The sequence below is a fragment of the Stutzerimonas stutzeri genome (genome assembly GCF_051028275.1).
GTDB lineage: Bacteria > Pseudomonadota > Gammaproteobacteria > Pseudomonadales > Pseudomonadaceae > Stutzerimonas > Stutzerimonas stutzeri_AS.
The window spans coordinates 4,142,657-4,158,346 of sequence record NZ_CP069269.1 but is presented as its reverse complement, the minus strand read 5'-3'; the positions used below and the strand labels follow the sequence as shown (position 1 = coordinate 4,158,346).

At 61.7% G+C, this 15,690-nt stretch carries 16 protein-coding genes; 4 read left to right on the top strand and 12 right to left on the bottom strand.

Annotated elements, in window-relative coordinates:
- Positions 1–117 precede the first annotated feature (117 nt).
- The gene (locus tag JQR87_RS19360) at positions 118–2,268 is read left to right on the top strand and encodes an adenosylcobalamin-dependent ribonucleoside-diphosphate reductase (protein ID WP_407294136.1); all 2,151 of its coding nucleotides are present in this window, start codon (positions 118–120) and stop codon (positions 2,266–2,268) included.
- A 46-nt stretch (positions 2,269–2,314) separates the two neighbouring features.
- Positions 2,315–3,010 (top strand): NrdJb, encoded by a 696-nt coding sequence (locus JQR87_RS19355; protein WP_407294138.1) that lies wholly within the window; start codon positions 2,315–2,317, stop codon positions 3,008–3,010.
- 100 nt (positions 3,011–3,110) lie between these two features.
- On the opposite strand, the gene ppnN is transcribed toward JQR87_RS19355, so the two are convergent.
- From ppnN to JQR87_RS19335, 4 genes are all read right to left on the bottom strand, one after another.
- Entirely contained in the window at positions 3,111–4,484 is a 1,374-nt protein-coding gene (gene ppnN, locus JQR87_RS19350; protein ID WP_407294140.1) for a nucleotide 5'-monophosphate nucleosidase PpnN, read from the bottom strand.
- Positions 4,481–4,771, bottom strand: a complete 291-nt coding sequence (locus JQR87_RS19345) for a hypothetical protein (protein WP_407294142.1) — start codon at positions 4,769–4,771, stop codon at positions 4,481–4,483. The genes ppnN and JQR87_RS19345 overlap by 4 nt, the downstream gene beginning before the upstream one ends.
- Before the next feature lie 118 nt (positions 4,772–4,889).
- Positions 4,890–5,840, bottom strand: coding sequence for a homoserine kinase (locus JQR87_RS19340; RefSeq protein ID WP_407294143.1), 951 nt, complete (start codon positions 5,838–5,840; stop codon positions 4,890–4,892).
- 30 nt (positions 5,841–5,870) lie between these two features.
- Complete coding sequence (locus tag JQR87_RS19335; RefSeq protein WP_407294145.1) at positions 5,871–6,152, bottom strand: DUF2782 domain-containing protein; 282 nt, start codon at positions 6,150–6,152, stop codon at positions 5,871–5,873.
- A gap of 76 nt (positions 6,153–6,228) precedes the next feature.
- Between JQR87_RS19335 and polA the strand changes: the two genes are divergently transcribed.
- Positions 6,229–8,973, top strand: coding sequence for a DNA polymerase I (gene polA / locus JQR87_RS19330; RefSeq protein WP_407294147.1), 2,745 nt, complete (start codon positions 6,229–6,231; stop codon positions 8,971–8,973).
- 336 nt (positions 8,974–9,309) lie between these two features.
- Here polA and JQR87_RS19325 read toward each other — a convergent pair whose 3' ends face one another.
- The 6 genes from JQR87_RS19325 to JQR87_RS19300 form a co-directional block, all read right to left on the bottom strand.
- Positions 9,310–11,277 (bottom strand): DUF4105 domain-containing protein, encoded by a 1,968-nt coding sequence (locus JQR87_RS19325; protein WP_407294149.1) that lies wholly within the window; start codon positions 11,275–11,277, stop codon positions 9,310–9,312.
- A complete protein-coding gene (locus JQR87_RS19320; protein ID WP_407294150.1) occupies positions 11,274–11,594 on the bottom strand; it encodes a DUF2388 domain-containing protein in 321 nt (106 codons plus the stop codon). The genes JQR87_RS19325 and JQR87_RS19320 overlap by 4 nt, the downstream gene beginning before the upstream one ends.
- A 25-nt stretch (positions 11,595–11,619) precedes the next feature.
- Complete coding sequence (locus JQR87_RS19315; protein ID WP_407294152.1) at positions 11,620–11,913, bottom strand: DUF2388 domain-containing protein; 294 nt, start codon at positions 11,911–11,913, stop codon at positions 11,620–11,622.
- 83 nt (positions 11,914–11,996) lie between these two features.
- Complete coding sequence (locus tag JQR87_RS19310) at positions 11,997–12,314, bottom strand: DUF2388 domain-containing protein (protein ID WP_407294154.1); 318 nt, start codon at positions 12,312–12,314, stop codon at positions 11,997–11,999.
- Positions 12,315–12,419: 105 nt separating this feature from the next.
- Positions 12,420–12,620 (bottom strand): DUF1127 domain-containing protein, encoded by a 201-nt coding sequence (locus JQR87_RS19305; protein ID WP_407294156.1) that lies wholly within the window; start codon positions 12,618–12,620, stop codon positions 12,420–12,422.
- A gap of 164 nt (positions 12,621–12,784) precedes the next feature.
- Positions 12,785–13,105, bottom strand: a complete 321-nt coding sequence (locus JQR87_RS19300; protein ID WP_407294158.1) for a putative quinol monooxygenase — start codon at positions 13,103–13,105, stop codon at positions 12,785–12,787.
- A gap of 150 nt (positions 13,106–13,255) precedes the next feature.
- Between JQR87_RS19300 and JQR87_RS19295 the strand changes: the two genes are divergently transcribed.
- Positions 13,256–13,840 carry an NAD(P)H-dependent oxidoreductase gene (locus JQR87_RS19295; RefSeq protein ID WP_407294160.1) on the top strand — a complete coding sequence of 195 codons (585 nt, stop codon included), beginning with the start codon at positions 13,256–13,258 and terminating at the stop codon, positions 13,838–13,840.
- Positions 13,841–13,914: 74 nt separating this feature from the next.
- On the opposite strand, the gene JQR87_RS19290 is transcribed toward JQR87_RS19295, so the two are convergent.
- Complete coding sequence (locus JQR87_RS19290; RefSeq protein ID WP_407294163.1) at positions 13,915–15,366, bottom strand: NAD(P)(+) transhydrogenase (Re/Si-specific) subunit beta; 1,452 nt, start codon at positions 15,364–15,366, stop codon at positions 13,915–13,917.
- On the bottom strand, positions 15,363–15,683 hold the full coding sequence (locus JQR87_RS19285; RefSeq protein WP_407294166.1) for an NAD(P) transhydrogenase subunit alpha: 321 nt from the start codon (positions 15,681–15,683) through the stop codon (positions 15,363–15,365). The genes JQR87_RS19290 and JQR87_RS19285 overlap by 4 nt, the downstream gene beginning before the upstream one ends.
- Positions 15,684–15,690 lie beyond the last annotated feature (7 nt).

Here is a 15,690-nt window from a genome sequence, read left to right as displayed (position 1 = left end):
CGGGCGAATGACAGGTGCGTCCGTCGGCCGACTTGATCCGCGTCATAGTGCGTCTGCAACCCATGACTATGCTTCGTGCTTTGGATTCCATTCCATCGATACGAGGATGCGCAGCGCATGGCGAAGACGGACGGGCCCATCGCGGCAGAGACGAAAAGCACCCCTGACATTGCTTTGCAGGCCGCCTCTGAAGACATCTGGGCGCAGAAGTATTGTCTGACCCGCAAGGACGGCAGCGCTGTCGACGACAGCGTTGACGCCACCTGGCAACGGGTCGCCCGGGCGTTGGCTGATGTGGAGCCAGCCGAGCAGCGCGACCACTGGCACGAACGCTTCCTCTGGGCGCTGCGCAATGGCGCCATTCCTGCCGGGCGGATCATTTCCAACGCGGGCGCGCAGGATTACAAGCCTGCCACCTCGACGATCAACTGCACCGTTTCCGGCACCATCGCCGATTCGATGGACGACATTCTGGGCAAGGTTCATGAAGCCGGCCTGACGCTCAAGGCCGGTTGCGGCATCGGTTATGAATTCAGCACCCTGCGCCCGCGCGGCTCCTTCGTGTCCGGCGCCGGCGCGCACACCAGCGGCCCGCTGTCGTTCATGGATATCTTCGACAAGATGTGCTTCACGGTCAGCTCCGCTGGCGGGCGCCGCGGCGCTCAGATGGGCACCTTCGATGTCGGCCATCCGGACGTGCGTGAATTCATCCGCGCCAAGCGCGAGGATGGCCGGCTGCGGCAGTTCAACCTCAGCCTGCTGATCACCGACGAGTTCATGCAAGCCGTAGAGGGCGATGCCGACTGGCCGCTGATTTTCCCGCTGCACCTGAAGGAAAAGGCGGAGCACGATCTCGAAGACGCGGATCAGGTGCTCTGGCGCGAATGGCCGAGCCATGAGGGCTACATCGTCCGCGACGATGGCTTGGTCGCCTGCAAGGTCTACGGCCGGGTCAAGGCGCGGCACCTCTGGGACATGATCATGGTGTCCACCTACGATTATGCCGAGCCGGGCTTCATCCTCATCGACCGGGTCAACCAGTTGAACAACAACTGGTGGTGCGAAGCGATCCGCGCCACCAATCCGTGCGGCGAACAGCCGCTGCCGCCCTATGGCTCTTGCCTGCTGGGCTCGATCAACCTGACCCGATTCGTGATTGATCCCTTCGGCGTCGATGCGCGCTTCGACTGGGACACATACCGCGAAGTGGTGCGCGTGTTCACCCGGATGCTCGACAACGTGGTGGAGATCAATGGCCTGCCGCTGGCCCAGCAGCGCCACGAGATCGAAAGCAAACGCCGCCATGGCATGGGGTTCCTGGGTCTTGGCTCGGCCCTGACGCTGCTCAAACTGCGCTACGGCAGTCCGGAAGCTTGCGTATTCACCGAGGAAGTCGCCCGCGAAATGGCGCTGGTCGGCTGGGAGGTGGCATTGCAACTTTCGAAGGAGAAAGGGCCGGCGCCGTTGTTGGCTGAGACCTTTGAGGTCACCGCCGAGATGCTGCGCAAACGACCGGAAATGAAAAAGGATGGCTACAAGCTTGGCGATCCGGTGCCGGGGCGCATCCTGCATGCCAGGTACTCTCGCTACATGCAGAAGATTGCCGAATACGCGCCCGAGCTGATCGAGGCGCTGGCCGAGCAAGGCGCGCGTTTTACCCATCACAGCTCAATCGCGCCCACCGGCACCATCAGCCTGAGCCTGGCCAACAACGCCTCCAATGGCATCGAGCCTAGCTTCGCCCACCACTACTCGCGCAACCTGATCCGCGCCGGGCGCAAAGCCAAGGAAAAGATCGAGGTGTTCAGCTACGAACTGCTGGCTTATCGCACCCTGATCAATCCTCGCGCCAAGCCCGGCTCGACCGAGCCGGGCGAGCAATTGCCGGACTATTTCATCACTGCTGACGACATCACCCCGACCCAGCACGTCGACATCCAGGCCGCTGCGCAGAAGTGGGTCGACTCGTCGATCTCCAAGACCGCCAACGTCCCCACCGATTACCCGTTTGAAGCCTTCAAGGACATTTACCGCTACGCCTGGCGCCAGGGGCTGAAGGGTTGCACGACCTTTCGCTTCAATCCGGCTGCGTTCCAGGGTGTGCTGGTCAAGGAAGCTGACCTGGAGAAGACGCTGTATCGCTTCATCCTCGAAGACGGCAGCGTGGTCGAGCTCAAGGGCAATGAGAACGTAGAGTACGACGGCGAAGTGAATACCGCAGCCAACCTCTTCGATGCCTTGAAAGAAGGCTACTACGGCAAGTACTGAGCATAGAAAGCCGGACGGCGTGCGTCGTCCGGGTGGAGAACCCGCAATGACCGTAAAGATCACGCAGCGCATCAAGGGCTTCAAGGTTGTCGACGAGACCGTGGAGCGTCCCGCCGTCACCGCTGACAACGCCACCGGCAAGGCCAATGTGGTGGAAATGGACGAAAGCCTGCAGCGCCCGGAAACCCTGGTCGGCATGACCTACAAGATCAAGTCGCCGCTGTTCGAGCACGCGCTCTACGTCACCATCAACGATGTGGTCCTCAACGCCGGCACGCCCCATGAGCAGCGCCGGCCGTTCGAGATCTTCATCAACTCCAAGAACATGGACCACTTTCAGTGGATCGTGGCGCTCACGCGGATCATGTCGGCGGTGTTTCGCAAGGGCGGCGACTGCACCTTTCTGGTGGAGGAGCTCAAAGCCGTCTTCGATCCGCGCGGTGGCTACCTGAAGAAGGGTGGCGTCTACATGCCGTCGATCGTGGCAGAGATCGGCGGCGTGCTGGAACGTCATCTGATCGCCATCGGCATGCTCGAAGGCCATGCGCTGGACGACACCCAGCTCAAGTACCTGGCCGAAAAACGCGCCGCCTATGAGGCCAGCCAGGGCGCCGCTACGGTAGAGCCGGGCGAGGGCTTCCCCCCCGGCGCGCAACTATGCAGCAAGTGCAACACCCAGGCGGTGGTGCTGATGGATGGCTGTGCGACGTGCCTGAATTGCGGCAATTCCAAATGCGGCTAGAACGGCCAGAAAGAAAGGCCGGACTCCGCTTGTGGTTTACTGCGTAGCCTTTGCTCTGATTGGGCCGGACGACAATAGCCGTCACGGCCCTGTCGGGTTGTCAGGTCACGACGCGATAGCAAGGCTCGTACGGCCGGCCGCCAGGCAGCTTCATCCGGTGCTGCTCGACAAAAGCCTGTAACAGCTCGTCGAGCGGTTTCATGAACGCGGGATCGCCGTGGATTTCGTAGGGACCGAACTGCTCGATACGACGGATGCCCTTGTCCTTCACGTTACCGGCCACGATGCCGGAGAACGCCCGGCGCAGGTTCGCCGCCAACTGGTGCGGCGGCACGTTGCGGGTCAGTTGCAGACTGGCCATGTTCTCGTGGGTCGGATCGAAGGGATGCTGGAAGCCTTCGTCTATCTTCAGCAGCCAGTTGAAGTGGAACGCATCGTTGCGCTCCCGGCGGAACTGCTTGACCGCTTTCAGCCCCTCGACCATTTGCCGTGACACCTCGGCCGGGTCGTCGATGACGATCTTGTAGAGGCGCTGGGCTTCCTCACCCAGGGTCGCGCCAACGAACTCGCGCAGCCGCTGCAGATAAGGCGCCGCGCTTTCCGGGCCGGTGAGGATGACCGGGAAGGGCACCTCACGATTGTCCGGGTGTAGCAGGATGCCCAGCAGATAGAGGAATTCCTCGGCCGTGCCGACACCGCCTGGGAAGATGATGATGCCGTGACCGACCCGGACGAAGGCTTCGAGGCGCTTCTCGATGTCCGGCAGGATCACCAGCTCGTTGACGATCGGGTTCGGTGCTTCGGCGGCGATGATGCCCGGCTCTGTCAGGCCCAGGTAACGGCCCCCGACGATCCGTTGCTTGGCATGGGCGATGGTCGCGCCCTTCATCGGGCCCTTCATCACGCCTGGGCCGCAGCCGGTGCAGATGTTCAGGTTGCGCAGGCCCAGCTCATGGCCGACCCGTTTGCTGTATTTGTATTCCTCGGTGCTGATCGAGTGGCCGCCCCAGCACACCACCATGTTCGGTTCGACCCCTGGACGCAGGGTGCGGGCGTTGCGCAGCAGGTGGAACACATAGTCGGTAATGCCCTGGGAGCTGCTCAGGTCGATGCGGGGGCTGCCCAGCTCGCTTTCGGTGTAGACGATGTCGCGAAGTGCACTGAACAGCATCTCGCGGGTGCTGGCGATCATCTCACCGTCGACGAAAGCATCCGCTGGGGCATTGAGCAGTTCCAGGCGCACGCCACGGTCCTGCTGATGGATCCGTACTTCAAAGTCGTCATAGGCTTCGAGAACGGTTTTTGCGTTGTCGATGCGCGCGCCGGTATTGAGGATAGCCAGGGCGCACTGGCGAAACAGCGTATAGGTGCTGCCACAACCGGCTTCGCTCAGTTGCTGGACTTCCCGTTGGGACAGCGTCTCCAGGCTACCTTTTGGGGTAACCGAGGCATTGATTACATAGCGTGAGGTCATGCTTTTATTCCCTGAAAGCAATGCGGCCTGGCCAGTGCGGGCAGGCGCATCAGGATGTTGGACGCCGAGGCCTTGAGCAGCGGCGTATGAACAGGGCCGTCCGAGCAGGCATCGTGCCGATGGGCTGTAGGGCGGAGCGTCGCAGCGGCAAAACGCATCGCTGCAGGCTGCTTGCCAAGGCCAAACGTTTCACGCTGGCCGATACGATGCGCTTGGGCGGGCAGTACTTGACGTCGAACGGGAGAAAATGTTCCTGAAAGCGCCTCCTGGGGCTTGGTTCTGTTCATGCGTACATCCAGTACGGCCAGCGTTGACAAGCGTTTGACAGCGGGTGTGGCTGTTGATTGGACGCGATGTGGACGGTTTCTCCGGCAAGGGGCGCAACCTTTCGGTTGATGAAGGCGCTCAAAAGGCAAACGGCAGGGCGCTGTGGCAATGCTGTCGAGCGCTGAGCAGCCGACAGAACTCGTCGGGGTCCTTGATCAGCACCGACTGGCCTGCGAATTTCTGCGCAGCGATCAACCGCGACAGCCAGAAACGCACACAGGCGACACGTAGCATGGGTCGCCACAGCTCGGCTTCGGCCGGGGTGAAGCGGCGCAAACTGGAGTAGGCGGCCAGCAACGGCTGGCTTCGGGATTCGTCGATTTCGCCGTTGGGGTGCGAGCACCAGTCGTTCACCGTGATCGCGACGTCGTAGAGCATGGGCCCGGAGCAAGCATTGTAGAAATCGATGACACCGGTCAGGTGGCTGCCTTCGAACAGCAGATTGTCACGGAACAGATCGGCGTGCAGGTTGGCCCGCGGCAGCGCCAGGATCTTTGGCTTGAGCTCGGCAATCTCGGCCAGGCCGTCACGCAGCAACGGTAACTGGTCATCACTGAGCGACAATGCCAGGCTCGGGCCTTCCGCCTGCATCCAGTCCAGGCCGCGATCGCTGCGTCGCTCGATGATCTTGTCTCGCGTCGCCAGGTGCAGGCGCGCCAGCAGCCGACCGACCTCGGCGCACTGATGGGCGTTGGGCGATGCGACATGCTTGCCAGCCAGTCGTGGCTGCAGCAGGGCCGGTTTTTCTGCCAGGGTGCGCAGGGCTTCGCCGCGGTCGGTCCGCAGGGCATAGGGGACCGGCAGGCCGGCGCGGTGCAGCACGTCGAGCAGTTCGATGAAGAAAGGCAGATCCTGGCTTGGGCCGCGCTCGACCAGCGTCAGGACGTACTCGCCCTGTTCCAGGCTGACAAAGAAATTGCTGTTCTCGCTGCCGGCAGCAATGCCCTCGAACTCACGCAGGCGGCCAAGGCCGTAGGGCGCCAGGAAAAGCTCGAGTTCTTCGCGTTGCAAGGGGGTGAAAACCGACATGAGCTGCCTTCCGTTATCAGAACATTCAGCTTACCAGCTGAAGATTTCCCAGGCCGGGATGAGCATGTCCGGACGATCGGCGCGAATGAAGTTGCTGTCGCCATCGGCTCGCACCAGAAAGTACGGCTTGCCATGCTTGGGGATGATCTTCACCGCATAGAGGAAGCCATTGACCCGGTATTCCTCAACGGTGCGCTCACCGTCCTGGCGGATGGTCACGTCGGGTTCGCCGCCGACCGATTCCTGAGCGAAACCACTCAGCGGCGCCAGTGCCAGCAAGCTGGCCAGCAGTAAAGCCTGGATCGAACGCATGATAACCTTGTCCCTTTGTCGTCAAGTGGTCCCGCGCATTCTAGCCCCGGACCCGCCGAAAAGGTTGATCCTGCTCATGAGCCAAGCGCCCCTCGTTCTGGTGGACGGTTCGTCCTACCTCTATCGCGCCTTTCACGCCTTGCCCCCATTGACCACCTCGACCGGCAAGCCTACCGGCGCGGTCAAGGGCGTGCTGAACATGCTGCTGTCGTTGCGCCGGCAGTACCCGGACAGCCCCTTCGCAGTGGTTTTCGATGCCAAGGGACCGACCTTTCGCGACACCCTGTTCGCCGAATACAAATCGCACCGCCCGCCCATGCCCGATGACCTGCGCGGCCAGGTCGAGCCGCTGCACGCCAGCGTACGCGCATTGGGTATGCCTTTGCTGTGCGTCGAAGGCGTTGAGGCCGACGATGTCATTGGAACGCTGGCGCGGCAGTGCGCAGCGCTTGGCCGCGACGTCATCATATCCACCGGCGACAAGGACATGGCGCAACTGGTCTGCCCACACGTTACCCTGGTCAACACCATGACCGGCAGTGTCTACGACATCGAAGGCGTGAAGACCAAGTTCGGCGTTGGTCCGGAACTGATCATCGACTTCCTCGCACTGATGGGCGACAAGGTCGACAACATTCCTGGCGTTCCCGGCGTTGGCGAGAAGACCGCCTGCGGCCTGCTGAACGGCATCGAAGGCGGCATCAAGGGGCTTTACGAGAACCTCGATAAGGTCAGCGCCCTGCCGATCCGCGGCGCCAAATCCCTTGCCGCCAAGCTTGAAGAGCATCGCGACGCAGCGTTTATGTCCTATGAACTGGCGACCATCAAGATCGACGTGCCGCTGGATGTGCAGGTCGGTGACCTGATGCCCGGCGAACCGCACCGCGAAGCCCTGATCGCGTTGTACCGCGAACTCGAATTCAAGACCTGGCTCGACGAACTGCTGCGCGATGCCAAGGCAGCGGGCGAAGACTGCGAGGTTCAACCCGAGAGTTGCTCGATCCAGGCCGAAGCCGAGTACAGCACCATTTTTGAACAGGCCGAGTTCGACGCCTGGCTCGAACGCCTGGAGGCGGCGGAGTGCTTCGCCTTCGACACCGAAACCACCAGCCTGGACGCGCAAAAGGCACAACTGGTCGGTGTGTCCTTCGCCATCGAGGCGGGCAAGGCGGCTTATGTACCGCTCGGCCACAGCTACATGGGCGTTCCGCAGCAGCTGAACATGGATGCCGTACTGGCTGCGCTCAAACCGCTGCTGGAAGACCCGAGCAAGCGCAAGATCTGTCAGCACGGCAAATATGACATGAACGTGCTGATGCACTACGGCATCGAGATGCGCGGCATGACGTTTGACACCATGCTCGAATCCTACGTGCTCGACGCTACGGCCACCCGCCACGACATGGACAGCCTGGCGCTCAAATACCTGGGTCGCGGCACCATCCGCTTCGAGGACATCGCCGGTAAGGGCGCCAAGCAGCTGACTTTCGATCAGATCGCCGTCGAGCAGGCCGGGCCCTACGCTGCCGAGGACGCCGACGTCACCCTGCGCCTGCACCAGACCCTGATGAGCAAGCTCGACGCCGCACCCTCGCTGCTCAAGGTGCTCAACGAGATCGAGATGCCGCTGGTGCCGGTGTTGGCGCGTATCGAGCGCAACGGCGCACTGGTCGATGCCAACCTGCTCGGGTTGCAGAGCGTCGAGATTGGCAACAAGCTCGTCGAGCTGGAGCGCGAGGCCTATGACATCGCCGGTGAGGAGTTCAACCTCGGCTCGCCCAAGCAACTCTGCGCGATCCTGTATGACAAGCTCGGCTGCCCGGTGCTGTCGAAGACCGCAGGCGGCCAGCCGTCCACCGCTGAGAGCGTGCTGGCCGATCTGGCCGAGAAGGATTATCCGCTGCCCAAGGTGATCATGCAGCACCGCAGCTTGAGCAAGCTCAAGGGCACCTACACCGACAAGCTGCCGTTGCAGATCAATCCGCGCACCGGACGCATTCACACCAGCTACCACCAGGCCGTGACGGCGACCGGTCGCTTGTCATCGTCAGACCCAAACCTGCAGAACATCCCGATCCGCACCGCGGAGGGTCGGCGGATTCGCCAAGCATTCGTCGCCGCGCCGGGCTATAAGCTGCTGGCGGCCGACTACTCTCAGATCGAATTGCGGATCATGGCGCACCTGGCACAGGATGCCGGCTTGCTGCATGCCTTCCAGAACGACCTGGACGTGCACCGTGCCACTGCTGCCGAAGTGTTCGGCGTCGAGCTGGATCAGGTCAGCAATGACCAGCGACGCAGCGCCAAGGCGATCAACTTCGGCCTGATTTACGGCATGAGCGCGTTTGGTCTGGCCAAGCAGATCGACGTCGGTCGCGGCGAAGCCCAGGCCTACATTGACCGATACTTCGCCCGCTATCCCGGGGTGCTCGCCTACATGGAGCGCACCCGCACGCAGGCGGCGGAGCAGGGCTACGTGGAAACGCTGTTCGGGCGCCGGCTGTATCTCCCCGAAATCAATTCCAAGAACGGCGCCATGCGCAAGGGCGCCGAGCGTACAGCGATCAACGCACCCATGCAGGGCACTGCAGCGGACATCATCAAGCGCGCCATGATCGCCGTCGACAACTGGCTACAGGAAAGCGGATTGGATGCGCGTGTCATCCTGCAGGTGCACGATGAATTGGTGGTCGAGGTTCGCGAGGATCTGGTCGAACAGGTCCGCGAGCAGATTCTGCCGCTCATGAGCGGAGCCGCGCAGCTGGATGTGCCGCTGCTGGTCGAGGCGGGCGTGGGCAACAACTGGGACGAGGCACACTAGCAGGGCGCTGGTCGAGGTGCGATAGGCTGCGGTACGCCCCGTCTTGGAGCGGCTTTGCCCTCGATGAAAATATTTTTCGTTGCGTATTGAACTGACGGATCGAAAGACCGGTCATAGGCTACGAAGGGTGTAGAAGCCCTTCGATGCTCCTTGTTGTGTTAAGTGTTGGCAGATCTCTGGTTACGCCATTGGCGTACCGGATTTAAACCTCGGACTTCCCCCTCCCCCAACGAAGTCCGAGGTTTTTTTTTGCCTTTAAGAAAGTGCCTCGAAGAAGGTCCGTGAAGATGGCGGCGCTTCGCTCGGCCCATCGCTATCGAACGGGATTGTGCTGGCTCAAGGCAGCTGCAAGCCGCCGCCTGCCTTGTGCAAATGGCGAAGGTGCTTACCGATCTGCGCCAGATTGGCTTCGACACTCTCCAACTCCAGCCGGCGCTCTTCGCCCAGCAGCTGGCGCACCTCGGCATTCAGCGTATCGGTGAGCTGGTGTAGGCGAGCCTGGCGCTGGTTGCTTTCTGACTCGAGCCGCTGCCACTCGCTGGCCTGCGGCAAGCCGTAACCACTGCCGTCGAGCAATTGCGCCGGCTGGCTCAGGTAACCGCTGTTGGCAAGAATGCCCTGCAGGGTCTCGTCCGCCTTGGCCAGGCCTGTGTCACCCTGTTGGCGGCCGCTGAGGTAGCGATTCTTCAGCTCTTCCTGCGCCAGCAGCAGGTGCCGGCGCAGGGCTGCCTGTTCCACCAGCAGCAGGGCCGCGCTGGCGCGCAGGTCGGCTCGCTCGATCCATGGGCGACGCGTTTCGGCGCTCAGTTCCAACCAGGCTTCGACGTCTGCCTGCGGCAGTCCCAAGCGCTCGCGGAGTATGGCAAACATCGCCTGATAGCGATCCCGGTACGAATCGAAGCGATAGCCAAGGCGCAGCGCCTCGCGCGGATCATCGAGCACGCTGGCATCGGCCAGCCCGCGGTTGATCAGGATCTCGAGCAGGCCGCTGGGCAGAATGCTATCCAGTGCAACGAGCTCAGGGCGGGCCGTTCCGCTACGCAACAGCTTGAGCGTTTCTACGGCGCAGTTGTTGGACAGAAAGTAGTAATCGCCGTCGTAGCTCCAGTGCATTTCAGCGCTGCGGGTCACCAGGTTTTCGATCTCCGCGCGCTGGAACCTCAGCGGGATCGAGGCGAGGCTGCGCAGTTCGATCTTGGTGTATTCGTCGATCACCTGGCCCAGCGGCAGAACGAACAGGCGTGACGGGTAGACGCCGGTCAGGCCATCCCAGCTCGACAGCTGCACATCACCCACGAATGCGCGGAAAGACAGTACCAGGTGTTGATCGAGGTCCAGCCGGCAGTCTGGCCCGCGCGGGCGCCCCGGTGCGCAGATCACCAGACGCAGCATGCTGTGGCCCCAGCGGCTGACCCAGGCGTCGTTGGCTTCGGCGAACAGGTAGTCCACTTCATAGACTCGCTCGGGGTCGAGTTCGATCAGCGGCGTGCGCGCAAAGTCGTGCCCGGCGTTGAGGATCGGCAGGGCGTCTGCGCACGCTTCTACGTCGGCGGGATGCCAATCGAAATGCTGGCTGAAGTAGCGATGCAGAGAGGGACGACGGCAGGCGTAGCTGGGATCCAGGAGAAAGTACTCCAGGTTCACCGCGACGAATTCCAGCGGGTTGCTCAACTCGTACGCATCGGGGCTGCGCGCGACCTGGGCGTTCTCTCGTTCGCGCTCGCCGCGCTGGCCGACACGTTGAGGCCAGCCGGCCAGATCGAGAAGGCGTGGATCATCGCTGAGGGTGAAGCGACGTTCGGTCTGGCCGCGACAGTGTTCCGGTAATCCGATTTGGCCATGGCTGCTGGCGCGTCGGCTGCAGAAGGCGAGCTGTCTGTATTCATCCGACGACCAGAGGCGGGCGCGGTCATACAGGTGGGCGATTTCGTGAACGAGAGTCGCCAGTAATTCCTGACGCACTGTGCCATGTGGACGCTTGGTGCGCTGCTTGGCCGCGCTGCCATCGGTCAGCCCCGGCAGCAGGCGCCTGTTGAGCAGCACCAGGCTGCCGCCAGCGCTGCCATACACATCGTGAGTCAGGCCTTGATGCCAGCGCACACGAACCTCGCGGTCGAGCTGTTCGACCATCCGCGGAGGCAGCGCGGCCATGGCTTCGTCCAGTAGGCGCTGGCTGGATGCGCGTTGAGCCGGTAGCAGGTCGTCGTTATCCAGCTTCAGCCGCAGGCCAGCCTGACAGAGGCTGGCAAACATCGTGAGCGTGATGAGCGCAAGGGCCGCACACCAGGCGCGTGGCCTCTTCACTGAGCGAGGATGGTTTCGGCTAGAGCCAGGTCGCTGGCGTATCGCGCTTCGGGAAAGGCTCCACGCAGGCTGTCCAGCGCGGCTTCCAGCCGAGCGCCACGGATTTCACCACTGCTGGCGACGAAACTGGCCGCCTCGTCGCGGGCTTCGCTGACAACTTTCATGTCGCTGATGCGGCTGGTCACGTCGGATGTGAAGTTGATGCTGCGATCCAGCGCGTTGACGACGATATTGCTGGTGGCAACGAGGGTCTGCGCCTGGGTGCCGCTGGCGATAAAGGCCAGTGCGAATGGCACGGCGATCAGCTTGAGTTTCATTGGGCTTCTCGTAAATCGGAGTGAGTCATTGGACGAGGATTGCTTCGGCCAGTTCAAGGTCGCTCGCTTCCAGCTCCGGTTGATGTTCGCGTAACCAGAGCAGTGCAGCCTCCAGGCTCGCGCCACGCAGAGCGCCAGCGCTGGCAACGAAGCCGGCTGCGTCATCGCGCGAGTCAAGGATGAGCTTCTTGTCGAAGGGAGCGCTGGTCAGCTGGCTGGCAACGTAGCTGAAGGCGACGGTACCGCCGGTCAGGCTGTCAAACGCTTGGGCGCTATTGCAAAGGCAGCAGCTGAGGAGTGCAAGGTAAAGCGAACGCATGTGAGTCCTGGAGCCGAAACAACAGCTGCCAAGGCTAGCGAAACGCCAGCCCTTGGGCCAGCGCTACGCTCACCGCATCCGTGTCACAGCGCCAGAATGGCGCCGGCCAGTTCGAGGTCGCTGGCTTCCATACCTGGTGTTTCGGCGCGGATGTGCTTGAGTGCTGCCTCCAGCTGAGCGCCACGCGCCTCGCCGTTGCTGGCCACGAAGCGAGCCGCATCGTCGCGAGCGTCCAGTACCACCTTGTCATCACCCAGGTTTGACGTGATGTCGGATGTACCTTCCACAGTGTTGACCAACGAGGCGCCGATGGCGTCGATGGTGCCGGTGATGCTGCCGGCCGAAGCGGTACCTGCCACCAGACAGGCAGCGGTGGCAATAGACAACAGGTACTTGTTCATAGTGTTCTCCAGGCTAGACGCGGCTCGCCGCTGATGGCCAGTTTGACCATCAGCCAAGGCATGCCGTTCAGCTTACGACGCGATGCCATCGCCCGGAAGGTGCCGTCAGCGCCAGAAGGGCTTATTTAGCTCGTCCAGCCGCTCGCTGTGGCTGATGCCGATGTCCGCCAGTTGACGGTCATCGAGCGCGGCCAGCTGGCGGCGGGTACGTGTTCGCTGCTGCCATAGGCGGAATATTTCCGGTATGTAGCGAAGCGATAGCGGGCCTAACGTGGGTGTAATGCTCTGGGACAGTACGCGCTCCATGTGCCGCTCCTTCCCGAAGTAAACGGGGATGGGTTATGGGCAGATAGAGTCGCGTGCCGGACTGTTGCGATACAGTCACAGGGACTTAGAATTGTGCTGGTTCAGTTGGGCTGATGGCCGAGCTGTACCGCTGTTGCAAATGCACAACTGTTTGCCGCAGCCGTTTACGCGTTCCGGTTGGTGGACGCAGGGCTCAGCATATGGACCGGCCGGATCTCGAAATCGCAAGTCAGGTAATCCATCCGATGTTCACTGAAGCTACGCATATGCGGCAGTGCACTGTGAGCCTCGAGATGCTCGGCCGATTCCCAGACCTCGTAGAAGATGAACAACGTTGGGTCTTTGGCATCGCGCAGCATGTGGTACTCGATGCAGCCTGCTTCCGCTCGGCTAGGGGCTACGTAGCGCTTGAACAATGCTTCGAATTCAGCGGATTTTTCTGGCCGGGTATGGGCGTGGAGAATGAAAGCACAGGGTTCGCTCATGGGCTGCTCCAGAAGAAAGGTATGCAGCCTAACGCAGTAAAGCGGCACTTATTCATGATTTTCAGTCAATAAGTTTTTGCCGGAATGGCTCTGTATCGACAGTTCTGGAATCGTTAGGCTGCGAGCCATCCTCATTTGCTGGAACGATCAATGAAGCACATTCTCCTTCTTAATGGCGCCAAGCAGTTCGCTCATTCCGACGGTCGCTACAACACAACCATGCACGAGACGGCGCTGAGCTTTCTCGACCGTGCCGGGTTCGACGTCAGACAAACGCACATTGACGCCGGCTATGACTTGGCTGAAGAGGTCGCCAAGTACCTGTGGGCCGACGTGATCATCTATCAAATGCCTGGCTGGTGGATGGGCGCGCCATGGACCGTGAAAAAATACCTCGATGAAGTTTTCACCGAGGGTCATGGAAGCCTGTACGCCAACGATGGACGGACACGCTCCGATGCATCGCAGAAGTACGGCAGCGGCGGGTTGCTACAGGGCAAGCAGTACATGATCTCGGCGACCTGGAATGCGCCGCAGCAAGCCTTTGACGATCCGACCGATTTCTTCGAGGGCAAGGGTGCCGACGCCGTGTACTTCCCTTTCCACAAGGCCAACGAGTTTCTTGGCATGACTGGCCTGCCAACGTTTCTCTGCGTCGATGTGATGAAGCAGCCATCCATCGAGGCGGACATCAGGCGCTACGAGGCGCACCTGGCCAAGGTGTTCGGCCTCTGACCCGGCCGCTGACCCGCCAAAACAAAAACCCCTCGCGGCCGGGCCGGGAGGGGTTTTTGGTACTGCGGTATCGCTTACTCCACAGCCTTGACCATATCTTCGACGACCTTCTTGGCATCGCCAAAGACCATCATGGTCTTGTCCATGTAGAACAGCTCGTTATCCAGGCCGGCATAACCGCTGGCCATCGAGCGCTTGTTGACGATGACCGTCTTGGCTTTGTAAGCCTCGAGGATCGGCATGCCAGCGATAGGCGACTTGGGATCGTTCTTCGCCGCCGGGTTGACCACGTCGTTGGCGCCGAGCACCAGCACCACGTCGGCTTGGCCGAACTCGGAGTTGATGTCTTCCATCTCGAAGACCTGCTCGTAGGGGACTTCGGCCTCGGCCAGCAGCACGTTCATGTGACCGGGCATACGACCAGCGACCGGGTGGATCGCATACTTCACGGTCACGCCCATGTGCGTCAGCTTTTCGGCCAGTTCCATCAGCGCATGCTGCGCGCGGGCCACCGCCAGGCCATAGCCGGGCACGATGATCACGGTGTCCGCGTTCGACAGCAGGAAAGCGGCGTCATCGCTGGAGCCGGATTTGACCGGACGCTGTTCCTGGCTGCCCGTTGCCGGGCCCGCATCTGCATCGGCGCCGAAGCCGCCGAGGATGACGTTGAAGAACGAGCGGTTCATCGCCTTGCACATGATGTACGAGAGGATCGCGCCGCTCGAACCCACCAGCGAGCCTGCAATGATCAGCATCGAGTTGTTCAGTGAGAAGCCGATACCGGCTGCTGCCCAGCCTGAGTAGCTGTTGAGCATCGAAACCACCACCGGCATGTCGGCGCCGCCAATCGGGATGATGATCAGCACGCCGATGACGAAGGCCAGCGCCAGCAGGATCATGAACGCGGTGAAGTTGCCGCTGAAGGTGTAGATCAGGCCCAGTACCAGAATCGCCACGCCAACGGCGAGGTTGATCTTGTGCTGGTTGGGGAACACCACCGGCGCGCCCTGGAACAGGCGGAACTTGTACTTGCCCGACAGCTTGCCAAAGGCGATCACCGAACCGGAGAAGGTGATGGCGCCGATGGCCGCGCCGAGGAACAGCTCCAGGCGGTTGCCGGCCGGTATCGGATAGCCGATGGCCTGCACGATGCCCAGCGACTGCGGCTCGAGCACCGCGGCGATGGCGATGAACACCGCGGCCAGGCCGATCATGCTGTGCATGAACGCGACCAGCTCGGGCATCTTGGTCATTTCGACGCGTTTGGCCATCAGGGTCCCGATGGTGCCGCCGATCAGCAGGCCGATGATGATGAAGCCCAGACCGCTCCAGGGGCTGGCGCTTTCGACCAGCTGCGCGCCGAGTTTGAACACCAGAAACACCGTGGTGACCACGGCGATGCCCATGCCGATCATGCCGAACAGGTTGCCACGGCGAGAGGTGGTCGGATGCGACAGGCCTTTGAGGGCCTGGATGAAGCTCACCGAGGCGATGAGGTAGAGCAGGGTGATCAGGTTCATGCTCATGGCTTGACCTCCGCCTTGGCGCCTGCGCGCTCCTTTTTCTTGAACATTTCGAGCATGCGGCGGGTGACGAGGAAGCCACCAAAAACGTTGACCGCGGCCAGGGTCACGGCAAGGGTTCCCATCAGCTTGCCCATCGGGGTAACGGTCAGGGCAGCAGCCAGCATGGCGCCGACAATGACGATCGCAGAAATGGCGTTGGTGACCGCCATCAGTGGAGTGTGCAGCGCGGGGGTGACGTTCCAGACCACGTGGTAGCCGACGTAGATCGCCAGCACGAAGATGATCAGGTTGTAGATGCCATCAGAAATCATGTCCATGTTCAGG